Annotated in this window: 21 protein-coding genes; 10 read left to right on the forward strand and 11 right to left on the reverse strand. The window is 56.2% G+C overall.

All coding sequences use genetic code 11. From position 1 onward, the window contains the following. Positions 1-102: 102 nt before the first annotated feature. Positions 103-990: a class II glutamine amidotransferase gene (locus tag K0H80_RS09010; RefSeq protein WP_220073752.1), complete on the reverse strand. Its 888-nt coding sequence runs from the start codon at positions 988-990 to the stop codon at positions 103-105. A gap of 231 nt (positions 991-1,221) precedes the next feature. Between K0H80_RS09010 and K0H80_RS09015 the strand changes: the two genes are divergently transcribed. Next, on the forward strand, positions 1,222-3,105 hold the full coding sequence (locus tag K0H80_RS09015) for a choice-of-anchor I family protein (protein ID WP_220073753.1): 1,884 nt from the start codon (positions 1,222-1,224) through the stop codon (positions 3,103-3,105). A gap of 65 nt (positions 3,106-3,170) precedes the next feature. Here K0H80_RS09015 and K0H80_RS09020 read toward each other — a convergent pair whose 3' ends face one another. Next, the gene (locus tag K0H80_RS09020; protein WP_220073953.1) at positions 3,171-3,842 is read right to left on the reverse strand and encodes a glutathione S-transferase; all 672 of its coding nucleotides are present in this window, start codon (positions 3,840-3,842) and stop codon (positions 3,171-3,173) included. A 285-nt stretch (positions 3,843-4,127) separates the two neighbouring features. On the opposite strand from K0H80_RS09020, the gene trhO reads away from it, so the two are divergent. The 4 genes from trhO to K0H80_RS09040 all read left to right on the forward strand — a co-directional run bounded on the left by trhO (position 4,128) and on the right by K0H80_RS09040 (position 8,434). Then, positions 4,128-5,108, forward strand: coding sequence for an oxygen-dependent tRNA uridine(34) hydroxylase TrhO (gene trhO, locus K0H80_RS09025; RefSeq protein ID WP_011865579.1), 981 nt, complete (start codon positions 4,128-4,130; stop codon positions 5,106-5,108). Positions 5,109-5,852: 744 nt separating this feature from the next. Next, entirely contained in the window at positions 5,853-6,332 is a 480-nt protein-coding gene (slyA, locus tag K0H80_RS09030) for a transcriptional regulator SlyA (RefSeq protein ID WP_220073754.1), read from the forward strand. Positions 6,333-6,337: 5 nt separating this feature from the next. Then, entirely contained in the window at positions 6,338-7,396 is a 1,059-nt protein-coding gene (locus tag K0H80_RS09035; RefSeq protein ID WP_220073755.1) for an HlyD family secretion protein, read from the forward strand. Positions 7,397-7,405: 9 nt separating this feature from the next. Continuing rightward, positions 7,406-8,434: a DUF2955 domain-containing protein gene (locus K0H80_RS09040; RefSeq protein WP_011865582.1), complete on the forward strand. Its 1,029-nt coding sequence runs from the start codon at positions 7,406-7,408 to the stop codon at positions 8,432-8,434. On the opposite strand, the gene K0H80_RS09045 is transcribed toward K0H80_RS09040, so the two are convergent. Further along, entirely contained in the window at positions 8,431-9,234 is an 804-nt protein-coding gene (locus K0H80_RS09045; RefSeq protein WP_220073756.1) for a slipin family protein, read from the reverse strand. The genes K0H80_RS09040 and K0H80_RS09045 overlap by 4 nt on opposite strands. A gap of 9 nt (positions 9,235-9,243) precedes the next feature. Then, entirely contained in the window at positions 9,244-10,731 is a 1,488-nt protein-coding gene (locus K0H80_RS09050) for an NfeD family protein (protein ID WP_220073757.1), read from the reverse strand. 172 nt (positions 10,732-10,903) lie between these two features. On the opposite strand from K0H80_RS09050, the gene yegD reads away from it, so the two are divergent. After that, positions 10,904-12,289 carry a molecular chaperone gene (gene yegD, locus K0H80_RS09055; protein WP_220073758.1) on the forward strand — a complete coding sequence of 462 codons (1,386 nt, stop codon included), beginning with the start codon at positions 10,904-10,906 and terminating at the stop codon, positions 12,287-12,289. A 75-nt stretch (positions 12,290-12,364) separates the two neighbouring features. Further along, positions 12,365-12,862 carry a CreA family protein gene (locus K0H80_RS09060; RefSeq protein ID WP_220073759.1) on the forward strand — a complete coding sequence of 166 codons (498 nt, stop codon included), beginning with the start codon at positions 12,365-12,367 and terminating at the stop codon, positions 12,860-12,862. A gap of 180 nt (positions 12,863-13,042) precedes the next feature. On the opposite strand, the gene K0H80_RS09065 is transcribed toward K0H80_RS09060, so the two are convergent. The 3 genes from K0H80_RS09065 to pdsR form a co-directional block, all read right to left on the reverse strand. Beyond that, positions 13,043-14,230, reverse strand: coding sequence for a cystathionine beta-lyase (locus tag K0H80_RS09065; RefSeq protein WP_220073760.1), 1,188 nt, complete (start codon positions 14,228-14,230; stop codon positions 13,043-13,045). Positions 14,231-14,330: 100 nt separating this feature from the next. After that, positions 14,331-16,505: a proteobacterial dedicated sortase system histidine kinase gene (gene pdsS, locus K0H80_RS09070; protein ID WP_220073761.1), complete on the reverse strand. Its 2,175-nt coding sequence runs from the start codon at positions 16,503-16,505 to the stop codon at positions 14,331-14,333. A 2-nt stretch (positions 16,506-16,507) separates the two neighbouring features. Continuing rightward, complete coding sequence (gene pdsR, locus K0H80_RS09075; protein WP_011865589.1) at positions 16,508-17,200, reverse strand: proteobacterial dedicated sortase system response regulator; 693 nt, start codon at positions 17,198-17,200, stop codon at positions 16,508-16,510. Positions 17,201-17,419: 219 nt separating this feature from the next. Between pdsR and pdsO the strand changes: the two genes are divergently transcribed. The 3 genes from pdsO to K0H80_RS09090 are packed head-to-tail and all read left to right on the forward strand — an operon-like array spanning position 17,420 to position 21,330. Further along, positions 17,420-18,175: a sortase-associated OmpA-like protein PdsO gene (gene pdsO, locus K0H80_RS09080; protein WP_220045034.1), complete on the forward strand. Its 756-nt coding sequence runs from the start codon at positions 17,420-17,422 to the stop codon at positions 18,173-18,175. 39 nt (positions 18,176-18,214) lie between these two features. Further along, the gene (locus K0H80_RS09085; RefSeq protein ID WP_220073762.1) at positions 18,215-20,551 is read left to right on the forward strand and encodes a marine proteobacterial sortase target protein; all 2,337 of its coding nucleotides are present in this window, start codon (positions 18,215-18,217) and stop codon (positions 20,549-20,551) included. Then, on the forward strand, positions 20,551-21,330 hold the full coding sequence (locus K0H80_RS09090; RefSeq protein ID WP_258406216.1) for a class GN sortase: 780 nt from the start codon (positions 20,551-20,553) through the stop codon (positions 21,328-21,330). Before K0H80_RS09085 ends, K0H80_RS09090 begins: the two co-directional genes overlap by 1 nt. 66 nt (positions 21,331-21,396) lie before the next feature. Here the strand turns inward: K0H80_RS09090 and K0H80_RS09095 are convergent, their stop codons facing one another. The 4 genes from K0H80_RS09095 to K0H80_RS09110 all read right to left on the reverse strand — a co-directional run bounded on the left by K0H80_RS09095 (position 21,397) and on the right by K0H80_RS09110 (position 26,436). Continuing rightward, positions 21,397-22,416: a GGDEF domain-containing protein gene (locus K0H80_RS09095; protein ID WP_011865593.1), complete on the reverse strand. Its 1,020-nt coding sequence runs from the start codon at positions 22,414-22,416 to the stop codon at positions 21,397-21,399. 157 nt (positions 22,417-22,573) lie between these two features. After that, on the reverse strand, positions 22,574-25,198 hold the full coding sequence (locus K0H80_RS09100) for an MlaD family protein (protein WP_220073763.1): 2,625 nt from the start codon (positions 25,196-25,198) through the stop codon (positions 22,574-22,576). Continuing rightward, a complete protein-coding gene (locus K0H80_RS09105; RefSeq protein ID WP_011865595.1) occupies positions 25,185-25,817 on the reverse strand; it encodes a paraquat-inducible protein A in 633 nt (210 codons plus the stop codon). The genes K0H80_RS09100 and K0H80_RS09105 overlap by 14 nt, the downstream gene beginning before the upstream one ends. After that, positions 25,810-26,436 (reverse strand): paraquat-inducible protein A, encoded by a 627-nt coding sequence (locus K0H80_RS09110; protein ID WP_041406612.1) that lies wholly within the window; start codon positions 26,434-26,436, stop codon positions 25,810-25,812. Before K0H80_RS09110 ends, K0H80_RS09105 begins: the two co-directional genes overlap by 8 nt. Positions 26,437-26,585: the final 149 nt, after the last annotated feature.

Genomic DNA, 26,585 nt, shown 5'->3' on the forward strand with positions numbered 1-26,585 from the left:
TTGGCCAATGCTTTATTGCGCTTAGGCTAATGCAAGGCGAGCCGATTTGTAACAAAACCTTGCTAGACGGGCTACGCCCGCTAGCGAGTCATCTAACCTGGGTTAAAGCTCGGACTGAAACGGCAGGTCCAGCTTGCGCTGACTCACCCGCTCGTTGCCTATGGCGCTCACCATGTGGTTGCGCTCCACCTTGGTCCAGTGCTCGCTCTGATCCGTTGGCGGCTCCGAGCAGATGATGATGCAGGCCTGATCTGTGTCCTGAACTTCTTCCGTGTGGGGGATAAATTCGATCCCCTCCTGGCATTCGTCAACCTTGCCGCGACCGAAGAAGAGGGAGGCGGGTTTGACGCCTTCAAGCGTGGCGAAACGTGTGACTACTGTGTGTTTACCATCTGTGACGGCAAAGTTGATGAAGGCGTTGGTGTCGGCACCCGCTGCCTGACGTAGGCGCATGATGCAGGCGATAGTCGCTTCCATCGCGTTTTCCAGCTGACTCAGACTGGCCTGCTCGGCAAATTCCAGCTTGTCCATGAAGAGGGCGAAGGCATATTCAGAATCTGTGTTGCCTTTAATTAAGGCAAAGGCGCGATCCGAGAGCTGATTGAGCAGCTGACGACGAAACTTATCGAACTGATCCAGGCGGCCGTTGTGCATCCACAGGTAATGCATGCAGGAGAAGGGGTGGCAGTTGGCTTGGCTCACCGGCATTCCCTTGGAGGCGTCGCGCACGTGGGCAAAATAATGCTGAGTCTCTACCTTCTCGGCGATCATCTTGAGGTTACGGTTACTCCAGGCGGGATCCACATTGACGAAGGTCGCCGGGATAGGATCATCCTGGGTGGGATACCAGCCCAGGCCAAAGCCGTCGGCGTTGGTGGGCACTTTACGTTTCTGGGCGTATTTGCTCTGCATCACCAGCGAGTTGGAGGCCTTAAAGATCAGGGGGGACATCAGCGCCTTGGGGCCGCTATAGGTTAAAAATCTGCACATGGACTCATCTATCCGAAATCATACCGACTCAAAATTTAGCGCGAATCACGCGGGCGACAAAGGGAAATTTACGCCCTAAGGCAATTTTCCCCTTGCCTGTCGTTAAACTGTCACCTTCACGTCATGAATTCGTCTTATCTCCGCCTTAGCTTAGCGCAATTTATAGCCTATTTATCCGCCTTTTGGCGGTTCTTACTTAGGCGTACTCAGGGCAAGCAAAAGGATTAAGCAATGAATAACAAGATGAAAAAAACGGCGATAGCTGTGGTCATGACAATTTTGGGTCTGACGGCCTGCAGCGGCGATGACGGCAAAGATGGTGCAAATGGTAGCAATGGCACAAACGGCGCGAGTAGCCTGGTTGCATTTACCCAGCTGCCTGCGGGCGACCTTGAGTGTCCACTCGGTGGACAGATGATACAGACAGGCTTGGATCTCAATGGCAACGGCGTGCTGGACAGCGACGAAGTTAACGCTGAGCAGACTCAATACCTTTGCCGTGAGACGGTATCTGGGCTAAGTGCCGAGCTGGTGGGGCGTTATGAGTCTGGTGTCTATGGTCAGAGCGCCGCCGAGATCGTCGGTTTTCATGTGGCGAGCAAACGTATCTTCGTGGTGAATGCCCAGAGTGGTAAGGTAGATATCGTCGATGCGGCCAACTTAGCCGCCAGCCCGGCTGCAGGCAGTGATGCCCTGCTGCTCAATAACCTGCCTAAGCTGGCAGTGCTGGATGTGGCGCAAGATCTTGGCCTGGCACGTCTTGGCGGCGTCAACAGCCTGGCTATACATGGGGATCTGCTTGCGGTGGCCATAGAGCGCGGCGATGAGGCGGGTAACAGCAAGCAGGGGATGGGTTATGTTGCCTTTTATCGCATCGATAGCGCTGGTGAAGCCAGCCTTATCCATGGTGTTGAGGTCGGTGCGCTGCCAGACAATGTCGTATTCAGCCATGATGGCAAGCAAGTATTGGTGGCCGGTGAAGGTGAACCCAGCGATGACTACAGCGTCGATCCGCTGGGCACGGTGGCCATCATAGCCGTGACCGATGGTATGCCAGCGGCCAGCGCGACCTTACTGGATTTCAGCGACTTTAATCTGGGCGGCGCGCGCGAAGCCGAGCTGTCGAGCGACATCAAGATCAACGGCCCGGGTGCCAGCCGCGCACAAGACTTGGAGCCTGAATATATCAGCGTATCGCCAGACGATAAGCTCGCCTATGTCAGCCTGCAGGAAAACAACGCAATTGCGGTGATCGACATTCCAAGCAAAGCAGTTAAGGCCATCTGGCCCCTCGGCTTTAAGGATTTTGGTTTAGCGAAGAATGCGATCGATGCCAGCGACAAGGATGATAGGGTCAATATTCAGACCTATCCGGGCGTGGTTGGCCTGTATCAGCCAGATACTATCGCCAGCTACCAGTGGCATGGCAGTGACTTTGTGGTAACGGCCAACGAGGGGGATTCTCGCGACTACGGCGGCTTCTCCGAAGAGGCCCGCGCCGGTGACCTCACGCTCGATGTTAACCATCCGCAGTTTGCCGCGGCCCAGGACAAGACGCAACTGGCGCGCCTTAAGGTGACTACCTCTATGGGAGATAAAGATGGTGACGGTGACTTTGACAAGATTGTGGCCTACGGCGGTCGCTCATTTTCAATTTGGGATCAAAACGGTCAGCAGGTGTTTGACAGCGGCAGCGATTTCTCCCGCATCACGGCAGCACTGCTGGGGATGAACTTCAACAACAATAACGAAGAGAACAAGGGCGACAGCCGCAGCGACGATAAGGGCGCCGAGCCCGAGGCGCTGGCGATTGGCGAGATTGAGGGTAAGCGCTACGCCTTCATCGGCCTGGAGCGTACCTCTGGTTTCATGATCTATGAGATCACCAACCCGTTTGCGGTGAAGTTTGTCGACTATGTGGTCAATCGTGACTTCGAGGTTGGCTTCGAGATCGATGGCAGCAACATCACAGGTTCGCCTGAGGCGGCGGGGGATCTCGGCCCAGAAGGGATGAGCTTTGTGGCAGCGGCCGACAGCCCCAACGGTAAGCCGCTGCTGATCATAGGCAATGAGGTGAGCGGCAGCACCAGCGTGTACCAGCTGTCGCTGCAGTGAAATTCGGCATAGACAGATAAGGAAAGAAAAAGGCGCCTGAGGGCGCCTTTTTTGTATGATCCCGGTTAGTTTTCTAGCAGTGAGAAGCTCTCACCACTGTCGAGCCAGGTGGGGTATTTCTTCATGATGGCGGTAAAGACTGGGCTATCGATATGATTGGCGAGCCATGCGCGCACCTTAGGGTAGGGGGCGTGTTGCCACCAGGTATTATCCACGTGGGCAAACTGGCGTACGAAGGGGAAGATGGCATAGTCGGCGAGGGTTGTAACGTCTGCCATCAGTTGGGCATGTTCGTTCAATCTGGCTTCCAGCCTGGCGATAAAGTGCTCGCCCTGGGCGCGATAGTCTTCTTGCGTCTGCTCTGGGTGGCGATCGGCGTACTTATACTTATCCAGCCAGGGCTTAAATTCATTGTCGTTTTCGCCGATCAGTGCCATGGCCGCTTGTTGCAGGTCAGGCTTATGGCTGAGGAGCAGCGCTTCTGTTTTCTCATCTCCGTCTTTGGCCTTCTTACCGAGCGCCCACAGCATGATCGACAGGCTCTCGTCGATGACGCTGCCATCTTCTAGAATCAATACTGGCACAGTGCCCTTGGGGCTGGCCGCTAACATGGGCTCGGGCTTATGTTTGAGCACTATCTCTCTGAGTTCCACCTCCTGGCCAGCGAGAAAGAGGCCCAGACGGGCGCGCATGGCATAGGGGCAGCGACGAAACGAATATAATGTGGGGTAGGCCATGGGGTCTCCTTGATTGCTGGCGCTATTCTTCATGGCTTTGCGCCAAATCGCAACCCCGAATGGCGTTTAGTGGTTTTGAGTAAGCGCCCGCGCAAGGGGTCATAAAATACCCTTACTTTTTATGCCTGTTTGTTTAACTGTGATTTAGGTAGAATTCGCCTCCATTTTGCGCGCCATGTCACTTATGGCCATGCTTAGGTTAATACTTAGGTTTATTCCTAGGTTGTGAGCGCGTCTATTCATGCACTGGGGATTAAGCCTCAGCGAGCAGTTTAAGAGGTTGATATGTCTCAGTTTGTTGTATGTGCGTTATATAAATTTGTCTCCCTGCCGGCCTTCGAAGCCCTGCAGCAGCCGTTGCTGAAGGAGATGGAGTCTTTAGAGATCAAGGGAACCTTGCTGCTGGCCAGCGAAGGGATTAACGGTACGGTCGCCGGTAGTCAGGCGGGGATCGATAGTCTGCTGGCCTGGTTAGACGCCCAGCCAGGGCTGGATAATATCGTCTACAAGCTGTCATTTGACGATGAGATGCCTTTCTATCGCACTAAAGTTAAGCTGAAGAAAGAGATAGTCACCATGGGGGTCGAAGGCATAGATCCCCGTAAGGTGGTGGGCACCTATGTGAAGCCTAAGGACTGGAACAAGCTGATCTCAGATCCCGAGGTGCTGCTAATCGACACCCGTAACGACTATGAGGTCAACATAGGCACCTTCAAGAATGCGGTCGACCCTAAGACCCAGACCTTCAGAGAGTTTCCCGACTATGTGAAGCAGAATCTGGATCCTAAGCAACACAAGAAGGTTGCCATGTTCTGCACCGGCGGCATTCGCTGCGAGAAATCCACCGCCTACCTCAAAGAGCAGGGGTTCGATGAGGTGTATCACCTTGAGGGCGGCGTGCTTAAGTATCTGGAAGAGGTTAAGCCCGAGGAGAGTCTCTGGGAAGGCGAGTGTTTCGTGTTCGACAATCGCGTGTCGGTCAACCATCAGCTGGAAAAGGGTCAGTACGACCAGTGTAATGCCTGTCGTCTGCCTATTACCGAAGAAGACAAACAAAGCGAGCATTATGTGCAGGGCGTAAGCTGCCCACACTGCATAGACAAGTTGTCTGACAAGCAGCGCAAGCGTTTCGTCGAGCGTGAGCGTCAGGTGCAACTGGCCAAGTCACGCGGTGAGAGCCATATCGGCAGCGATGTGAAGCAGGTGATCGAGGCGCGCCGTCAGGACAAGGTCGAGCGCAAACAGCGCCAGCACCAGGAAGGCTAACTGGTCGGCTCTGATATCTGCACGATTGTTTGGGCGAAAAGCCAGAACGGCTTCTATACTTAAAGGGCTGCTAGAGATGAGTTGCATCGGGCGACCTGTCTGCTTGATGAGCAGCATTGGCGAGGATGTAGATAGCCTTTCAGTTTTTAGAGTCTGAGCCAATGTATTCAGAGTAAGAAGCAAAGGCGAGTGTTGTGTTATGCAATGCTCGCTTTTTTATTGGCTGCATGCTGATTGCCCATTTACTGATTGACTGCATCCTTTATTGGTTGCGTTTGGTCGACCTATTTCTGGTGAGCAGAAGACAAGTCAGTTGCTGCATTTGATCTAATTGCCCTGAACCTCCTACTTATGGGGGCATATTGTGCGGGGCAAAGTGTGGAGACGTGTTAGGTGCAGACGGCTAACAGCAAACTGGTCCTTTTCCGTTAACCCTGTGTCGGTATCCTCTTCTAAAAAACATCCCGCAAAATCCACTATACTTCTTAATTTTCAGTTTTTTAGGCTCATTTCCTCTACCTTCTGCTCTCAGCTTCTCTACTTCTGATATTCTGTTTTTACGCATAACCCAAAACTCACCTAAGTCATTATTTTCAAACTTCTTAGTCGGCGAGGGCGCCAGGCGATGCAGACCCTGGATGTAATTTATTTTCATTTCGCTATTTACTTAGCCTGCTAAATAAATATAATGCTTAGCATGCTAAGTAATTTATCGAGTGTCGCTACCCAGCAATGAGGATCAAGATGACTGCAGAAAATCGAGATTGGGCCGAATCGTCCAATGCTGAGCGAGTCGCTAGGCTCGCAAGACTATGGCGCATGGTCGCCGACGCAGAGCTTGCCCCATTGGGCTTGACCCATAGCCGCTGGAGTGTGCTTTGGAAGCTCTATCGCATGGGCCAGCAGACCAGTCAGAAAGATCTGGCCGAGGCCCTCGAGATAGAGTTGGCGTCGCTGATGCGCACCCTGAGTCAGCTGGAGCAGCAGGCCCTTATCGAGCGTCACTGCTGCGAGCATGACAAGCGCGTACGGCGCGTCTCTTTGACCCAGGCTGGCCTGGATCTGCTGGCCTTCATCCGTCAGCGCATTATCGATCTGCGCGCCGAGCTTTATCAGGGCGTCAGCCCAGAGCAGCTAGAGGCGTTCGAATTTGTGCTCAACCGCATCAGCGAAAACGCCGTAAAGAAATTACACCCCACCGCCACAGATAAAGAGGAAAAGTAGAAAGCATGACACCGGATCAGCAATTTGCCCGTTTAGTTAAGTTTGCCAGCATCGGCTTCATCCTGCTGTTTGGTTATTTCCTGGTGGCCGACCTTAAGATGCCGCTGACTACCCAGGCGATGGCGACACGCACTATTACCCAGGTTGCGCCTCAGGTGAGTGGCCGAGTAATCTCGGTACAGGTCGCGAATAACCAGAAGGTGCAGCAGGGCGATCTGCTGTTTAGCCTGGATGCCACCCCTTTCTTGCTGGCCCAGGAGCAGGCCGAGTTGGCCCTGGAGCAGGCGAGACAAGATAATGCCGAGTTGGATGCGGCGATTGCCGCCGCGACTGCCGAGGTGAACGCAAAGGAGATCGCCTACGCACTCAAGCAGCGTGAGGCCAAACGTATTCAATCACTCTATGCCAATCAGAGCGTGTCGCAGCAGATGATCGATCAGGCCCAAACTGAGGTGAAAGCCAGTCGCTCACAGTTGCTGGCCGCCAAGGCGCAGCTGGCTAAGGTGCAGACCCTGAGGGGGTTACCGGGCGAGGATAACCTCAAGCTGCGTCAGGCCAAGAATCGTCTGTCTCAGGCAACATTGGCCCTGAGTTATACCCAGATCCGCGCCGAACACGATGGTGTAGTCACCAACGTGCAGCTGGCCTCGGGCAACATGGTGAATCAGTCGACGCCCGTCATGGCGCTGCTGCTGGATAATGTGGATGTGATCGCCGATTTTCGTGAGAAGAACCTGCGCCACATCGCCCCTGGTGCGACCGCGCTGGTGGCCTTCGATGGTCGCCCGGGTGAGCTGTTTCAGGCGAGCGTCAGTAGTGTCGATGCCGGTGTGAGTCAGGCCCAGTTCGATGCCAATGGACGTCTGGCGACCCCAACCGAGTCAAATCGTTGGGTGCGAGATGCCCAGCGTTTCCGTCTTCATCTGGAGCTTGCACCCGATGTGGCCATAACCCTGCCGGCCGGCGCCAAGGCAACCGTGCAGCTTCAGCCAAGCAATGTGATCTATGAGCTGTTTGCCAAGGTGCAGATCAAGTTCATCAGCCTGCTGCATTACATCTACTAGGGGCGAAGGGTGTTAATTCGTCATCATCCCTTAAGTGCTAACGATCTGCGCCAGTGTCTGCGTATCGCGACTGGTGCCACCTTGGGCTTTCTCAGCTGCAAGGTGCTGGAATTTAACTACGGGGTCTTCTTTACCGTTCTGCCCATGTTGATGCTGGGGATCTTGCCTAAGATGTCGCTGCATGTGGTGCGGCAGGTGATGGCCTCATCCGCCATCGCCATCATAGAGGTGGCGCTGCTGGCCGAGTATTTGGGCTCGCACCCGATAGTGATGTCTATCGTCGCCTTCTTGCTGTTTCTCTATCGCTTTGCCTGCATGTCCCGTGGCAGCCTGTTCCTGTTTGGCGCCACAGGGGTGATTAGTCTGAGCATCATGCTGCACTTTGCCAGCTATCCGGATACAGATGTGACAGAGCTGGCGATCAATAACTTTATGGGTTGTGGTTTTTCCGTGCTTATTGCCTATCTGATGATGTACCTGTTTCCCGACGTCGATGCACGGGCGCCTATGGCAGCTATGCCTAAGGCGCCCCATCGCATGCGTCACGAGGCGCTGATGGGGGCGACTATCGCCACCATCTCCTTCGCCGTGTTTCAGGTGTTTGATCTGCGTGATTCTCTGGCGGCCCAGGCGACCACATTGTTGTTACTCTTTCCCATGCACTGGAACGGCGCCCTGGGTTATGCCAGACGCCGCGCCGTAGGTACCATACTCGGGGTGACCTGTGGCCTCTTGATGCAGCTGCTGCTCTATACCTGGGCCCATGAGCTGGTGCTCCTGCTGCCGCTGTTCTGGTTGGTGACTCTGCTGTTTAGTCAGGCTCATGTGACAGAGGCGATGGGCTCTGGGGTGGGATTCGGCGCCATGACCACCATGGGCGCCCTCTATGGTCAAAACCTGACGCCGGCGAACGATCTCATCTACAGCAGTCTCTATCGCGGCGCGAGTATCTTAGGCGCCATAGTGCTTACTCTGATGGCCTGTTACCTGGTGCATCTGCTGCTTAACCGTTTCGAGGCCACCCGTTTCGGCCATTAGTCTTCCGTTTTCTTTGCCGGGGTCTCCTCCTGGTCGCTAACCCGATTTAGCACCCCCTTGAGGAGATCCATCGGCAGGGGGAAGAGGATGGTCGAATTCTTCTCGCCGGCGATCTCTGTCAGGGTCTGCAGGTAACGCAGCAAGATGGCGTTGGGCGACTTTTTCAGGTTCTGCGCCGCTTCTACCAGCTTGGCCGAGGCTTCCATCTCGCCCGAGGCGTGGATCACCTTGGCGCGACGGATCCGCTCCGCCTCCGCCTGTCTGGCGATGGCGCGCACCATGGTCTCGTTGAGATCCACATGCTTTATCTCCACGTTCGAGACCTTGATCCCCCAGCCGTCGGTGCGGCTGTCGAGGATAGACTGAATGTCTGTGTTGAGCATGTCGCGATTGGCCAGCATCTCGTCCAGCTCATGTTGCCCGAGTACCGAGCGCAGCGTGGTCTGCGCCAGCTGGGAGGTGGCCTGCAGAAAATCCTCCACATTGATGATCGCCTTCTGGGCATCTATCACCCGAAAGTAGATCACCGCATTGACCTGCACCGAGACGTTGTCGCGGCTGATCACATCCTGAGTCGGTACGTCCATCACCACGGTGCGCAGATCCACCCGCACTATCTGTTGCACCAGGGGGATCACTATGATGAGGCCTGGGCCCTTGACCCGGTAGAAGCGACCCAGCATGAAGATCACCCCGCGTTCATATTCCCGCAGGATCTTGAAGGTGCTGATAAGCAGTGACACCAGCAGGAAGATGAGGGCGACGAAGAACAGCTGGGTATTGTAGGCTAAGGCTTGCATATCAACCTCCTAAGGATTGTCTGAATCGGGCAGCGTCGCCGCTGGGGTGACGATCAGGGTCAGTTTGTCGCGTCCGAGTACGACAACCGTCTCGCCCGTCTGGGTCTGAGTATCGGATCTGGCCTGCCAACACTCGCCGCCCAGGGTAACCAGGCCGTACTTCTCGAAGCCTTTCACCACCTTAGCACTGGCGCCGATGAGCAGATCGTCGCCGCTGACGTTGGCGGCCTTGCGCGCCTTCCACAGGCTGGAGAGTACCCAGAGAGAGAAGCCAGACGCAGTCACAGTCACTGCGGCGATAAGCGGCAGCGAGATGGAGAGATCGCCGCCCTCGGCATCGATAAGAAACAGCGAGCCCAGGGCGAAGGCCGCGATACCACCCAGGCCAAGAATACCGAAGCTGGGCACCATGGACTCGGCGACGATAAGGGCTATGCCCAGCAGGATCAGCCCAAGCCCGGTGTAGTTGACTGGCAGCAGCTGAAAGGCGTAGAGGGCGACCAAGAGGGCGATACCGCCGGTGACGCCGGCAACGCCAATGCCCGGGCTGTAAAACTCCAGCAGCAGGCCATAGATACCGATCAACATCAGAATATAGGCGATGTTGGGATCGGTAATGGTGGCGATGACGCGATTGCGCCAGCTCTGCTGACGGGCCGTTAGATTCGCCCCAGCAAGGGACAGGCGCTTAGCCTTGCCATCCACCACCACGCTGAAGCCTTCGAGTTTGGCCACCAACTCTTGGGGATCGGCTGCTATCAGGTCGATCACGTTCTGGGCCAGCGCCTCATCTGAAGTGAGGGTAGCGGCATCGATAACCGCGCGCTCGGCAAACTCGACGTTACGACCCCTTAGGTTAGCCAGGGAGCGAATATAGGCCACCGCATCGTTAAGCACCTTGTGGGCCATGGCATCCTTGTTGTCCTTTGGCGTTGACTCGGGACTAGACTGACCCGAACCATCGTCTCGTGCTGCCTTATCTTGGGATCCAGACTCTTTGGGATCAGAACCAGAGCCAGAACCGGAGTCTTGGGGGGAGGAGGGCATGCCCAGCTGCACAGGCGTCGCCGCGCCTAGCGTGGTGGCGGGGGCCATGGCGGCGATATGGCAGGCATAGAGCATATAGGTGCCGGCGCTCATGGCTCTGGCGCCCGGCGGGGCTACAAGGCAGGCGATGGGGATCTTGGATGCAAGGATCGCCTGATTGATGCTTCTGAGACTGGTGACCAGTCCCCCGGGGGTATCTAGCACTATCATGATAAGCTCGGGTCGCTGCTCAACCGGCAGGCGATTGGCGTGGTCTATCTCTTCGCTTAGGTATTCGCCTATGGCTGGGCCTATGGCGCCGCTAAACTGCAGCAGGGGAATGGGTTGGGGCGTGGTTTGCTGCGCGGACTCACTGTTTTCCTCCGTCGCCGACACGCTCTTACCCAGGCTCAGCGCTATTAGCAAGAGCAGGGGGATAATACTCAGTGAACGTCGGTTTAAGCAGTGCATAACGACTCCCAATATCCCTTTAAGTTTAGTCGATTTCCCATGGGCGATATTTGCGTCGGCATTGGCGGGCGCTTTTGTCGGCGCTTGGATGGTAGGTATTTGAGTCGGCCGCTTGTCTTTTATGCTGAGTGTGTTATTTTGCTCGGCTTTTTCATGGGCGGGAGCGCTTAGCATGTTTGTTGGATTCGATTATGGCAGCGCCAACTGCGCCGTCGGTATTATGGATGGTGAAAGGGTGCAGCTATTGCCCCTGGCGGGGGATTCTCACTACCTGGTATCGACCCTATATGCCTTCGACCGTGAGTTGATTGCCGAGGCCGTCTATCAGCAGCTAGCTGGTGAATTGAAGGCTGATTATGCCAAGCTGCGCTCGGCGCAGTTGAGCCGCGCCCGTCATGCCCGTCAGGCGCTGGATCTCGACGGTGATGAGCAGGCGGTGTTTGTCGGTGAGCAGGCGGTGGCCCATTATCTTGAGATGCCCGAAGAGGGCTTCTATGTGCGCTCGCCCAAGTCTTTCCTGGGGGCAACCGGTTTGCGAGCGGATCAAATTGCCCTGTTTGAAGATATCGTCACCCTGATGATGATGCATATCAAGAGCTTGGCGGATAAGCAGTTGGGCACTAAGGGAAGCGCCACCCATGCGGTGATCGGTCGCCCGGTCAACTTTCAGGGCATAGGCGGCGAGGAGAGTAACCGCCAGGCCGAAGCCATCCTGGCGCTGGCGGCCAAACGTGCCGGTTTTATCGAGGTGAGCTTTCTGTTCGAGCCCCTGGCGGCGGGTATGGATTTCGAGGCCAGTCTGACCCAGGACAAGACAGTGTTGGTGGTGGATGTGGGCGGCGGCACCACAGACTGCTCTGTGGTAAAGATGGGGCCCTCTCATATCGCTAAGGCCGATCGCAGAGAGGATTTTCTTGGCCACAGTGGTCAGCGCATCGGCGGTAACGATCTGGATATCGCCCTGGCGATGAAGGCCTTCATGCCCCACCTTGGGCTGGGGTCTCATATGGTCAATGGCCTGCCTGTGCCCAGCCAACCCTTTTGGAATGCGGTGGCGGTCAACGACATCAGCGCACAGCGCGACTTTGCCAGCCTGACGACCCGCAAGATGATCGAGGAACTGATCAAGGATGCTGAGCGCTCGGATCTGCTGTCGCGCCTACTCAAGGTGCAGCGGGATCAGCTCGGTTATCGATTGGTGCGCAGCGCCGAGGGGGCGAAAATTGCCCTGTCAGATGATGCCGCCACTCAGGCGAGTCTGGATTATGTCGATGCTGCGTTGGTAGCCGAAGTCGATCAGCAAGGTTTCGTTGATGCGATCGCTCAGCCTGTGGGCTTGATCCAGTCCTTAATGGCTGAGGCAATGGCCAAAGCAACAGATAAGGCGACGGACAAGGCGCAGGCCGATATTATCTATGTCACTGGCGGTACGGCCAAGAGCCCGGCGATTTACCAGAAGATTGCCCAGATGTATCCTGAGACTGAAATAGTGGTCGGTGACCACTTTGGCAGTGTGACCGCCGGACTAACCCGCTGGGCGCAGAAGGTGTTTGGCTAACGCAATAAGGTGTTAGGGCGTCAAGGCGTCAAGGCAATAAGACCACAAAACAACGAGACAACAAGGCAAAAAGGAATGAAGATGAAAGCTTGGATTGGAATCATGTTTGTAGCAGCAACAAGCCTGCTGACCGGCTGCGGCGATGATGTGGGCAAGGTGAGCCTGGGGGTCTTTACCACCAAGGATGTGATCATCGAGGCCAGGCAAGATCCTAAAATCCCCGGCGTGACCTGTCATATCAGTCGTATCGAAGCGAATCTGGACTTTGCCGATCCGTCGGATATGGGGATCGCCTGTCGTCAGACCGGACCGATTTTGCCTGCGGATCTCGCCAACATCGACAAGAGCCACGGCGGCGAGGTGGTGTTTAAGGCTTCACTGAGTATCTTGTTCAAATCCCTCAAGGTGAGACGCATCTATGACGCCGACAGCCAGACGCTGATCTATCTCTCTTACTCCACCAAGGAGACAGATGGCAGCCATAAGCACAGCCTGTCGACCGTGCCCCTGTATGGCACCCAGGCCTGGCAAGCGCCTGCGGCGCAAAACGAAGCGCCAGCGGCTAAGAACTGAGCGCCAGCGGCTAAGAGCTGAGAGTCAGCGGCTAAAAACTGATCGCAAGTGGCGCAAAACGGAATGCCTGCGACTCGCTAGCGTGAATCGGAAAAACCTGCAGCTAATCAAAACAAAGAAAACGCCGTCATCTGACGGCGTTTTTTTAAGGGGGATCCTTAAGCTTATTCAGGTGAGGCGCTAGTCGCTCTGGCCATCCAATACCGCGTTGTAGCGGGCAAAGCCGGCCTCGAGATCTTTGATGAGATCTTCAGGATTTTCCAGGCCCACATGCAAGCGGATCAGCGGCTTGCTGCTGTCCCACTGGGTGGCGGTGCGCAGCTTGTCGATACCGAAGACCCCCAAGATCAGGCTCTCGTAGCCGCCCCAGGAGAAGCCCATCTTGAAGTGGTCCATGCCCTCGACGAAGGCGGTGATCGCCTTGATGTTGCCGCGTTTGAGCACGAAGGAGAAGAGACCGTTAGAGGCGCTGAAATCTCGCTTGAAGAACTCATGCCCAGGGCAGGAGGCAAAGGCGGGATGGCGCAGATGATCCACCTCTGGGCGTGTGGCCAGCCAGTTGGCGACCTCTAGTCCATTCTTCTCATGCTGGGCCATGCGTACTCCCAGGGTGCGCAGGCCGCGGCTGGCGAGATAGATATCGTCCGCCGAGGTGCATTGCCCCATGAGGTAGCTGTTCTCTCTGAGCTGATCCCAATGAGCCTGGTTGGCGGTGGCCGTTCCCAGCATCACATCCGAGTGACCGACGATATATTTGGTTGCCGCCTGAATCGAGATATCCACCCCAAGCTCGAAGGGGCGGCAGTTGATGGGTGACGCCCAGGTGTTATCCAACATGACCACCAGGTTGTGGCGATGAGCGATGGCGCTTAGGGTCGGCACATCCTGCACTTCTAGCGTGATGGAGCCGGGAGATTCGAGAAACAGTACCTTGGTATTGGGGCGGATAAGCGCCTCTATGCCATCACCTATGAGGGGATCATAGTAAGTGGTCTCTATGCCGAAGCCCTTGAGCAGCTTGTCGCACAGATCCCGGGTCGGTTCATAGGCGGTATCGACCATGAGGAGATGATCGCCCGCCTTGAGGAAGGAGAGCAGGGCGCCTGAGATGGCCGCCGAACCCGAAGGGTACAGGGCTGTGCCTACGCCGCCTTCGAGTTCGGCGATGGCCGCCTGGAAGGAAAAGTGGGTTGGGGTGCCGCGGCGACCATAGAACATCTCGCCGTTGGCGCGGTTCTTGGTGGCATGACGCATATCCTCTATGGTGTCGAACACCACGGTGGAGGCGCGAAATACCGGCGGGTTGATCACCCCCTTGCTCCACTTCTTGTCGCGGCCGACGCTGACTATCTTGGTCTCTCTTTTCATCCCATACTCTCGTGTTGGCAACTCAATGCAGCCATCTTAACATCTATACGGCTAAATGAAAGTGAGATTTATTGGAGTGGTTTTCCTTTTAGCGTGGAGGCTATTGCGCCTCCAGCGGCAGACGGATATGGATAACCACGCCGGTGGCCTGACCATCCTGCATCAGGTTTTCGGCGCGTATGCTGCCCTTGTGAAAATCGGTAATTAAGCGGGCGATATAGAGCCCCAGCCCCAAGTGAGGCTTATCCTGCGCCTTCTGGGCGCGCACAGACACCATGGATTCGAAGATCTGCTCGCCCATGTTGGCGGGCAATGATGGCCCCAGGTTACTCACGCTCAGCAGTGCCTGACGCCCCTTGGCCTTGAGCGACACCTTAATCGGCGTATCACTCTGGCTGAACTCGATGGCGTTGGCGATCAGCTTGTCCATCAGCTGGGCGATATACTCAGGCACCCCGCGCATGGTCATGGGCTCCTTATCTATCTCTAGCTCAAATACCTGATTGGCATAGGTCATCTGATAGCCCTGCATACAACCTGAGATCACCTTGGAGAGGGGGAAGTTGTCCACCTCGGCGTCGGTTAGCGCCTCTTCGAGACGGGTGGCCTCGCTCATGTTGTTGAGGATCATGTTAAGGCGGCTCACCCCTTCGTGGGCGCGGTCCACATACTTCTGATGTTGCGGCGGCAGATCCTGGCTGTTGAGGTGCTCGAGGGACGAGCGCACCACGGCAACCGGGGTGCGCAGCTCATGGCCAAGGCGCGACGACATGTTCTCCAGATAGTGGGTATATTGGCTCAGTCGGCCGACTATGCTGGCGAAACTGCGACTGAGATCGCCTATCTCGTCACGCACCTTAGAGCCGACTATCGCCTTTCTGATCCGCCCCTGGCTGTCGATCGCCTGCTCGGCATCGTCCCTTAGCTTACGGATGCGGCTGGAGATGCTGGAGGCGAAGAAGAAGAGCGCTAGTGTGCCCATGCTCATCACGGTCAGGATCACGTTAAACAGCTTCTCCAGCGCCTTGTTGCGCAGGGTGCGGATGCCGTGGGTGGTCTCCTCGGCGATCACTACGCCCATCACGGTATCGTCGATCCAGATGGGGCTGGCGGCGGCGAGGATCACCGCCTTGCCATCTGGGCTGAGGCGCCAGGTGGAGCCAAACTGACCGGCCAGGGCCTTGCGGATATGGCTGCCCTCCAGCACGGTAGAGTCTTTTAGCGAGTCGACGAAATGCTTAGGCGGCGTGGTCAGAATGCGATAGTAGAGCGGGTGCAGGAACTGCTGCTTGAAGCGGCCCCAGAAGGTGTCTGGTGTCTGCTCGGTTGCCGTCTGCGCCCACACATTGGTGCTGCTGTAGATGTCGCCGGATTTCGCCAGTACCCGGCCGTGGCGATCAACCACCCAGATCCGCGAGCTGTTGTGGCTCATCCCCTTGATGATGCTCTCGATCTCCGGCGAAGGCACCAGTACCGTCCCCAGCTTGGTAACATCATCCGTAGCCGAGGTGCCGACGATCGCCTCGACGTTACGTTCCTTTCTGTCGTTAACATCGACGATGGCAAAGCCCAGCTTGCTGCCCACCATCTCAAGCGGCATCCTCAGCTCGATGTTGTAGCCTTTATCTGTCTTCAGCCACTTGCCCTGAATGCGTACCTCAGGGTTGACGGGCTGGGACTTGCGGGGATCGGCGGGCAGCTCGAAGGCGCTGATCCAGCCGTCACGTATGGTGGCGACGATGTAACGGCGAAACTGGCCGTCGGGCGCCAGGGTGGCGATGGCCAGATGATCGTTGTTGTCGATGCGCAGGCTGTTGGTGCCGCGGTAGATCACCTTAGGATCTGTCACCTCGAAATAGCCATAGAGGTAGCCGGCATACTTGCCCACCATATGGGTGAAACTGACGTTGAGGGGGTTGCCGTCATCGGCTTTAAACAGCTGGTGATCGGCGCCATAGGTCACCGCGCGGTGGCGGTTAGAGGCCCATTCGCCCAGCTTGCCATCCAGATGGATAGGGCCGGTTAGGGGATAGGCGTAAAGATCCCGCCCCTTCTTCACCTGTGACAGAAAGCTTGCCTGCTTGTCGAACAGTTTGGGTCGTTCATGCAGGGCTGTGGTTAGGGCTTGAGTGGTGCCTTCAAGAGTCTTTTCCTGGCCGTGGCGCAGGTATTTTTCCATCTCCCACACATATTGATAACCCAGCCAGGGCAGGCAGAGCAGGAACAGGGAGAGTACGGCGACCTTAGTGCGTAGGCCGATGGGCAGATTAAACATGCTTAGTCTTGGGTATCCCAGCGATAGCCCATGCCGTAGACGGTGTCGATGCAATCGAATTCTGGGTCCTGGCTGATAAATTTCTTACGGATCCGCTTCACGTGGGAAGTGATGGTGCTGTCATCCACATAGATCTTGGCGTCCTGCATCAGTGCCTGACGGCTACGCACATGGCCTGGGCGTTTGGCCAGGGCGTGCACCATCCAAAATTCGGTTACCGTCAGCTCGATTGGCTGCTGCTTCCAGTAGACCTGGATGCGGTTGACATCTATGGTCAGGTTGCCGTGCTCTATCATGCCATCTTGTGGATTAGCGCCATTTTGGATGTCCGAGCGCCTAAATAGCGCGGCGAGGCGGGCGATCAGATGGGGGAAGCTGACATCTTTGCTCAGATAGTCGTCGGCGCCCAGTCTCAGGCCGCAGACGGTGTCGAAGTCACTGTCTCTGGCGGTCAAAAAGATGATAGGCAGGGTGTTCGACATGGCCCTGAGTGACTGGCACAGGGTAAAGCCGCCATCTATCTCATCTTCCAGGCCGATGTCGATGATTGCTAAGTCAGGCAGACGCGTGTTGAAGGCCTCCATGGCGCTGGGGCGGTTGGCGTACGCCTGCACAAAGTAGCCTTGCTGCTGCAGCACCTCTTTGTAGTTTTCGCGGATAGCCGCCTCATCTTCCACTATTGCAATACGCTTCATGATCCATCCATTACAGCTTAGGGTTTCTGGAGTGTGACTATACAGCAAAATACCCGGGAGAAAAGTGGCCCGGGGTAAAAGCCATTTTCTTGCCACATTTGGTCTGCGCATCGTCATTTTTGCACCCCGGACTTGCCATTTCACTCAGGTTTAATGACCTCATCGACAGGAACCACAGGGTTCTTATTCACCAATCCATGTCAACTTGAGGATTTTCCCATGAAGAAGCAGATCATTGCCGCATTAATCAGTGTTTCGTTATTTGGCAGCTCAATGGCTTTCGCTGCCCCCGCAACTCAAGCGACTCAAAGTACAAACAATAGCTCGGCTGATGAAGAGGCGCTTATCGGTGTTGGCTCTGGCATAGTGCTGGGTGCCGTGGTTGCCGGCCCTGTGGGGGCTATTATCGGCGCCTTCACCGGCGGCATGATAGGCCAGACTGTGGCCAACGACAGCGAGATCAAACAGCAGCAGGCCACGTTAGCCGAGCAGGAGAGCCGTATGATGGCGCTCAAGCAGCAAAATGAGGCGCTGCTGACGGTGCAGCAGGAGTATCAAGAGGCCAAGGTGGAACTGGCACAGCTTAGACAGCATCAGGGCACCCGTTTGGAAGAGCTGGCCCTGGGGCTAAACGTCCAGTTTAAAACGGGCTCATCTACCGTCGAGCCGCACTTTCAGAGCCAGCTCAACGAGGTGGCCGATGCCATGGCGATCTCGCCGCAGCTGAAATTAGATCTTACCGGCTACGCCGATCGCCGCGGTGACAGCAGCTACAACCAGGCGTTGTCAGAGCAGCGCGTCGCCGAGGTGAGAAGCTACCTAGTCTCCAGAGGCGTGGATGAGGCCCGTCTGGATGCCAAGGCCTATGGCGCCAGCGCGCCGGTGAAGGATGAACAGAGCTTCGAAAATGACTTCTTCGATCGCCGCGTCACCATCAAGTTGCTGCCTGGCGATACCGCCCTGGCATCTAACTAGATCCCGCACCATGAAGCAACGCGTAAAAGGAGAAGTAAGATGTTGCCACGCCCGCGTCTCAGGATGAACCAGACCGACCTTTGCCCCCCGAGGGGGGCGCTTTTTTCTTGCCAGCGTCTGGTGCTCGCCGCCTTGGTGTTTAGCGTCAGCGCGATTGGCTCGACGACGCCGGCCTTCGCGCGCATGGGGCAACCGGCCGGCGTCAATGTGACGGCTGCCAAATATGGTGAGCAGCTGCACCATTTCGATCTGCCCGCCGCCGATGAGCCCATTTTAGGTCAGGGTGTGCTCGAATATCGCTTAGATGGCGTTCAGCTAACGAGCGAGTTGCCCGCCACGGCCCTTGCCGTGGATACCCAGGTGCAGATGAACATCTCAGGTTGGATCAATCGGGTGTCGGTCAAGCAGGTGTTTGTGAATGACAGTGAGCATTGGCTCAATGGCCGCTATCAATTTCCGCTGCCTCACGATGCCGCGGTCGACAGCCTCAAGCTACATATCGGCCAGCGGGTAATAATCGGTGAGATCCAGCCCAAGGCAGTGGCGAGGCAAACCTTTGAACAGGCCAAGGCCAGCGGCAAGAAGGCCAGCCTGGTGAGTCAGCAAAGACCCAACATCTTCACCTCAGAGGTGGCGAACCTGGGGCCCGGCGAGGCCTTGGTGGTGGAGATCGCCTATCAGCAGCAGGTGCGTTATCAAGATGGCGAGTTCAGTCTGCGTTTTCCTACGGCAATCACCCCGAGATATTTTCCAAAGGGGCACGCTCCAGACTTAGAACAAGCATCAGTTAACGATGCTCAAGGACTTAACGCCCTGAATGAGGGCGCACAGCCCAATGAGCAGAAGCTCTATCTGGATGTGGTACTGGATGCTGGCATGGCCATCAGCCGACTGGAGACCCCCTATCATCAGATGCGCCAGACCCAGCTTGGCGGCACTAAGATAGGGCTCAATCTCACTGCCAACCTGAGACCCGATCGCGACTTTCTGCTTAAGTGGCGGCCGCTGCTTGCCGAGCAGCCAAGCGCCGTGATGTTTGCGCAATTAGGCAAGACTCATGAATTCAAGAACCATGAATTCAAGAATGAAGAATCTCTTGCATCTTCACAGGCAGGCAACGCTCAGGTGGTGAGCGAAGCGAAAGCGAATCACCCAGCCGAGGCGCAAGCGAGTGATAAAGAGGCGCAAGACAGCTACGCCCTGGTGATGCTGATGCCGCCCCAGGATAAGGCGAGGGTGCGCCTGCCAAGAGAGCTGACACTGGTGATCGATACCTCGGGCTCGATGACGGGGGACTCTATCGCCCAGGCCAAGTCGGCCATCTTAAACGCCTTAGCAGGCCTTGGCAGCCAGGATACCTTCAATGTGATCGCCTTTGACAGCAGCGTGCGCAGCCTGTCGCCGGTGGCCTTGTCAGCCACCGCCGCCAATTTGGGCAAGGCCAATCTGTTCGTTCAGAGCCTGGAGGCCGATGGCGGAACCGAGATGGCCCCGGCGCTGCTGCGGGCCTTGAGTCAGCCAGAGTCCCGCGTGTCGCCCATCGCTTCGGCCGTAAAACCCGAGCGTTTGAAACAGGTGGTGTTTATCACAGACGGCGCCGTGGGCAACGAGGCCTCGCTGTTTGCGCTGATCGCCGCCAATATCGGCCGCCAGCGGCTGTTTACCGTGGGCATAGGCGCGGCGCCTAACGGCTACTTTATGGAGCGCGCGGCCAGGGCGGGACGGGGCACTTACACCTATGTGGGCAAGATAAGCGAGGTGGATGCCAAGATAGGTGAGCTGCTGGAGAAGATTGAATCGCCGCAGATCAGCGATGTGACTCTGACCTTGGACGATGGCTCGATTCCCGATTACTGGCCGGTGCAGATAGGCGATCTCTATGCCCATGAGCCCATCATGGTGGCACTGCGACTCACGCCCGCACAGAGATCGCGCAGCGATGCCCTGATCATTTCGGGCGATCTCGATGGCAAGAACTGGCAGCGCCGCCTGGCCTTGACGGGGGGCGATAAGCCCAGGGGGATAGATCTTATCTGGGCTCGCAATCAGATAGCCAGCCTGCAGCTGAGTAAAAACGCCAAGAATCAGGCGGCGATAAAAGAGAGCGTGACCCGGTTGGCGATGGATTACCACCTGGTCAGCCCTTACACCAGCCTGGTGGCGGTGGATAGGACGCCATCACGCCCCGAGGCAATGGATGCCATGGAACTGTTTAAACCGGCTCCTATGCCGATGCAAAATCAGTGGCCGCAGACCGCCACCGAGAGTCGTCTCTACTTGGCGCTGGGCGCCATGATGCTGCTCCTGATCGGCGCCTATTGGGTGAGTTATCTGCCTTGTCTGCGCGGGCTTTGGCGCAGACGCTTGGAGGCCTGATGATGAATCGTCGCAGACGCCTGGGACTCAGGCATGTTTTGCTTCTAACCGCCTTGATGGCGGCAATGACACTGATCTTTAAAGGAGGCTATATGCAAGCCAAGGCACATTTTGCCCAGTTCCTGATCGAGCGGGCATGGGACAGAACCTTAGCGGATCGCCAGCAACATAAGCCCTGGAGCTGGGCCGATACCTATCCGATCGCCAAGCTGCACTTTCAGGACGAAAAGGGGCGGCGCCGCGGCGCGCCGTTGTATGTGCTGGCGGGCGCCTCCGGGCGCAATCTGGCCTTCGGACCCGCCGCCATCCTGGCGGATAATCAGATCAATCATTGGGGTAACACGGTTATCGCCGGTCACAGGGATACCCATTTCGCCAGGCTCGAGGGGATCCACCCTGGTCAGGTGATCACCCTGCAGGATGCCTCGGCCGAGACGATGAGTTATCGGGTGCTGGGCACTAAGGTGGTGGATGAGCAAGACACGGCGCTGCTGGCCCAAGAAGATGCACTGCGTCTGACCTTAGTCACCTGTTATCCCTTCGACAGCCTGGGCGGCCAGAGTCGTCAGCGCTTCGTGGTGATCGCCGAGCCCATGCTTAGTGAGGGGGAGGGAGAGAATGGGGCAGAAGAGGCAGTTGCGACGCGTCTGCCCACATCGCCCGATACGCCGATTATCTCTGAGGAAACTGAGCTATCTAGTTTACCTCAGTCGCCTCAGGGATATCAGTCACCTCAGTCCCCTCAGTTACGTCAGCAATCTGGGCGACTTCAATCCTAGCGACTAGCGTTCACAGATTAGCGAATAGCGCTCATAGAATAGGGATTAGTGCTCATCGAATTGGGATCAGAGCGGCATCACCCGATTTCGCCCTAGGCGTTTGGCATCGTAGAGAAAGCCATCTGTGCGCTCTATGAGCGACTCGAAGGTGTCTTTCGCCTGCCATTCGCTCACCCCAAATGAGGCGCTGATCTTATCGATCGTCTGATTCTTGCGTCTGTCCTTGAGGGAGATCTTCTCAAGTGTGCGACGCATGGCGTCGGCCAGATGGCGCGCCTTACGCTGATGGCTGTTTGGCACGATTAAGGCAAACTCTTCGCCGCCATAGCGGTAGAGCTTGACTCCGTCGCGGCAAGATTCGTTGAGGCGCTTAGCCACGGCCTTTAACACATTGTCGCCTAGATGGTGGCCATAGGTGTCGTTAAAACTCTTGAAATGATCCACATCGGCCAAGATGAGGCAGGTACCTTCTGGAGATTGAGCGAGCAGGCCCTTGAGATCTTGGTCGAAGGCGCGGCGGTTGAGGGCACCTGTGAGGGCGTCATGGTAGACGTCCTGTTCTGAGCGTTTCAGCGCCTCTCTCAGCGCGGCTATCTCTTCCTGGGCCTTGTCGAGCCGGCCGGTAAAATATTCGGTACTCTGACGAATGTCGTCTGACTCCTTCACCAGATCCCGCACCAGTCCCAACACCTTCTCCAGGCTCAGGCCCTCCTCCTCGATGCGATTGAGGCGATTGAAGTTGCTGTCCACCCGCTGCTGAAAGACGGTGGCGTCCTGGTTGGTATCCTTGATCGATTGCGACAGCTCTATGGTCATGGCCTCGAGATTCTGGCGCATGTTGAGCACATTGACCTCGCTGGGATCGGCAATATGTTCGCGGTAGAGCAGCTCGGCGGTGACCGGCGGACAGGTGTTGTACTCATTGACTATCCTGTCCATCTTGGTGATGAGTTCTGGATTTTGCTGACCTACGTAGGCGTACCAGAGGGCATAGTTGGTGGGGGTCGTCGGGATCTGATGCTTTAACATCAAGGGGACGGCTCTCTTGAGATTGATTGCGGCTTCGCGCAGCAAATCTTTGCTCATATCGACTCCAGAAAAACGTGGTCTCGTTTGCGCCAAGTAGATCAAGGGGGCGCTAAGTGGTGCAATGTCTTGCCGTTGGCAGATGACGCCCCTTAAGCGGTCGCTAATTAAAGCATAGCCACCAAAGTGACGCCCTGCCTTTCTATACTAGAGAGCCTTAATTAAGACTTTGTTGATTTGGCGCCCATTTTAGCCAATTAGGATCCAGTTTGCTCTGCAGACTAAATACCTGATGCTGACCGATACGGTTATTGGCTGTGGTGGGGGATTGAGTCGCCACGCCTATGCCGCCAGCGATAATGGTCTCAAGGGAGCCGGTTTCTATCTGCGCGCCGGAGAAGAGGCCGAGATCTACCTTGATGCCGGAGAGATCCCAGAACTGACTGCTCTGGTTCACCAGGTGGCTATAGCCCTTGGCAATCTGCGCCGTCATCTCTACCTGAGTGCCCGTGGTCGAGAGTTGCACCTGTTTGACTTCACCAATCTTAATGCCGCGGAAGATGATAGGCGTTCCTATCTTGACCGAGCCCAGGTTGTCATCCACCAGGGTGAAGGTGAGGGCATCTTGACTGAGCAGGGTGGGCGATTCGACGCTGCCCATAAAGTCATGCACCTGATTGCCACTCTGGCCCGGTAGCACAGACACATAGGGGCCGGTTATCAGGGTTTCGGCAGCGGTGACGCCGGAAAGCGAGATGTTGGCATCGACGATAAAATATTGGGCGTCGTCGGCCAGGAATGGCGCGGCATAGTCGCCATAGAGGTAGGCATCCACGCTAACGCTGTGTAAGTCCTGTGACAGCTTGACCCGCTCCACTTCGCCTATCTGGTGGCCTTGATAGCGTATCGGCGCGTGGCTGCTCAGGCGGGTGCTGGCATCGAAGACTATGCTAATGGGGGTGGCCTTGGCGCGGGCTAACGTCTCTGAGCCATAGAGGTGGCTTTGATTGCCGATATCGTCTTGTTCCAGCAGTCCAAGGGAGACGCTACCCTTTAATGCGCCTTCCAGCGGCGCCACGTCTACCTTGACGCCATTGAGGCTGGCATCGACGCTCAGCGCGCCGTTACGCCAGAAGATGGTGCTTGGCTTAACCAGAGAGGCGAACTGCTTGTCGATACCCAGTTCGATGGCAAAGTCTTCGCTGCTGGCGCGCCAGTTGACTCCCTGCACCTCGCCAATCTGCATCTTCTTGTAGTAGATGGGGGAGTGGGCGGCGAGCCCGGCACCATCTGGGCTGCCAAGCACTATCTTGAGACGATTCTGCTTGGCGTGATAGCCTTCGGCCTGCTTGGTGTTGGCAAACAGCGGCAGCGATTGGCTAGGATTAGCGGTCTTCTTGCTGCGCCCCTGTACCAGACTGATGGCGCCCTTGGTGAGTGTGGTCAGATCCCTTGTGTTTACGCTCACGCCGTCAAGCGACGCATCGATGGCCAGGGCCGATTCGGTAACGAAGTAGCTCCCCTGATGGATAAGCTTGGCAAACTCGGGCCAGATCTGGATACGGTAGGCAAGACCCGAATAGTCAGGCTTAAACTCGACGCTATCTACCTGACCTATGGGCAACTGCTTAAAGCGCACCTCGGCGCCGGCGCTGATCCCCGGGTTCTCCTCGGCGCTAAGGCTGAGCATGAGTGGCGTTTGTGAGTGTTGCGGCGCCTTGGCCAGCAACGGATAGCTGGCCTGATGCTCGCCGCTGCCGGGCAGGAAGGCGACGACATTGCCGGTTACCAAACGACTGGCATGCTTGATGCCGCTGAGGGAAAGATCCGCGCCCTCGAGCCAGAATTGGCTGTCTGTGCCTAACAGCTCAGCATATTGGGTGGCGATGCTGGCATCGAAGCTGACGCCCGCTTCAGTTAGGTGAGTCTGGGTGATCTGGCCGATACTGATGCCGCGATAGACGATGTCGGCGCCTGTGCTAAGGCTATCGGCATCCTTGGCCGTGAGGCTAAAGGTGATGCCACCGAGGGCATGTTCCTTATCTTCGAAGATAGTGAAGGTCTGATTGACGCTAGCCTGTTCGCTGCTGCCCTGGGATGAGAAGCTGACGCCGCCGGCGAGGATGGCCGACAGGCTCTCAGTCTTGACCTTGATGCCTGAGAGCGAGGCGTCCAGCGCTAGGCCCGAGACATTCCAGAATCGCGAGTCTTGTTTCACCAGATGGGCATACTTCTTCTCTATATAGGCATTGAAGAGGATGCTGTCGTCGTTCACCAGGCGGTAGCTGACGATCTTTCCTACCGGGATCTGCCGATAAAACACCTGAGAGCCCACATCTAAGGAGCCGAGGGATGCGCTGGTCAGTTCTATCATCAAGCCGTCTGAGCCCGGCGCCACGGGCGGCGCCTGATCTTCGGCGGTAAATTCGTTCTTGTAGTCCCCCTCGCCAGGCTGGATGGCGATATAGTTGCCCGAGAATAGGGCGTCCAGCCCCTCGACGCCGGTGATCGAGGCCTTAGGGGTCACCAGCCAAAACTTGGTTTCATCGCGTAGGAAGGGCGTCGAGCGGTAGTCCATCAGCAGATCTACGTATACGCCCTGAAGCTGGTCGTCGATACTGATATCGACCACCTTACCCACGGTGAGGCCCTGGTATCTGACCAGCGTCTTACCCACATCTATCCCCGTGGCGCTGGGGAAGTGAATGCGCACCTCGACGCCGGATTCGCGAATACTCTTGATGCCCAGCCAGGCACCTAGTGCCAGGGCGATCAGGGGAAGTAGCCAGATGGGAGAGAAGAGTTTTTTCTTAACGACTTTTGGTGTTTCAATTTGTGTCATCTTTCGATTCCAATCGGTCCCAGAGTAAACGCGTGTCTAATACTTTTGCGGCCAGCTGTGTCAGCAGGATCACCAAGGCGAAGGCGGTGGCTGCTGGCGCGGGTTTGGCATCCCAAATCTGTCCCATGTTTATGAGCGCCGCGGTAATGGAGATCACAAACAGATCCAGCATGGACCAGCGACCTATCCATTCGATGATATGAAAGCCGGCCATGAGTGTCTTTTTCGAGATCGGCAGGCGATAGCTGATCGCCGTCAGATAGAGCGCCAGCCCAAAAATCTTCAACATGGGCACTAAGATACTGGCGGTAAACAGAATAATGGCAATAGGTAATAGGTCTAGGTGCACCAGATGGTTGATGCCGCTGAAGATGGTGTCCTGGCGAACCTGCCCTTGACTGGTCATGATAGTGATGGGGTAGAGGTTTGCCGGAAACAGCAAGATGGCGGCGGTGATCAGTAGCGCCCAGCTCTTCTGTACGCTGGTGCGATCCCGGCTCTGCACCGCTTGTCCGCAGCGCGGGCAGTTACCCTGCTCGAGATGGCACAGAAACTTGCAGGTAGGGCAGTTGGTCAGCCCCAATGATTCGCCTTGAGGAGGCTTGCTGAGCTTACTCATCCAGTACGCCCCACATATGTTCGATGTCATATTCACGCTGCATGAAGATCACCATGATAAACAGCATGGTGAAACAGAAGGTGCCGATACCGAAATAGAGGTCGGTGTAATCGGAGAGCTGAAATACCGAGACGAAGATGCTGATCATATAGATCTCCAGCATGGAGAGCTGGGCCAATAAGCTGTGCTGTTTGAGTAGCTTCTTATAGATGTTGCGAAAGAAGGGCACCTTGAGTCGGTATTTGACGATCAGCACCTGGGTCAGAATCGACAGAATAAGCAGGCCGGGAGCGATCACCGCCGCAACTAATACGGCAATGCCCACCACCCAATAACCCTGTGAGGCAACGGCCATGGCGCCGCCGGCTATGGTGGTGGTGCGAATACTGCCCAGAAAGTGCATCTCAAGCACGGGGAAAAAGTTAGCAGGGAAATAGAGCACCAGCGCCGTGATACACAGGGCCAACATGCCGTTGAGCGAACAGTAAGGGGTATCATAGAGGTTAGTGTGGCAGCGAGGGCAGAGGGCCCGCACACCCGTTGGCAAAGCGCGTTTTCTCACGACCAGATCGCAAGCACGGCAGAGAACGATACTCTTATCTAACACCTCTGTTTTCATATCTGTTCTGGGGCGCTTCCTGTCATCTAAGGTCATAGCAAGAGTGCAAATTTCTTGATATAGACCAGTAATCTATTGCCTATAAGATATTACTATAGTCAATCTATTGAAATACCTAATAAGGTGGCTCCCAAATCCGGAGCCAATAG

The sequence above is a fragment of the Shewanella aegiceratis genome (assembly GCF_019457495.1).
In the GTDB taxonomy this organism is placed as follows: domain Bacteria; phylum Pseudomonadota; class Gammaproteobacteria; order Enterobacterales; family Shewanellaceae; genus Shewanella; species Shewanella loihica.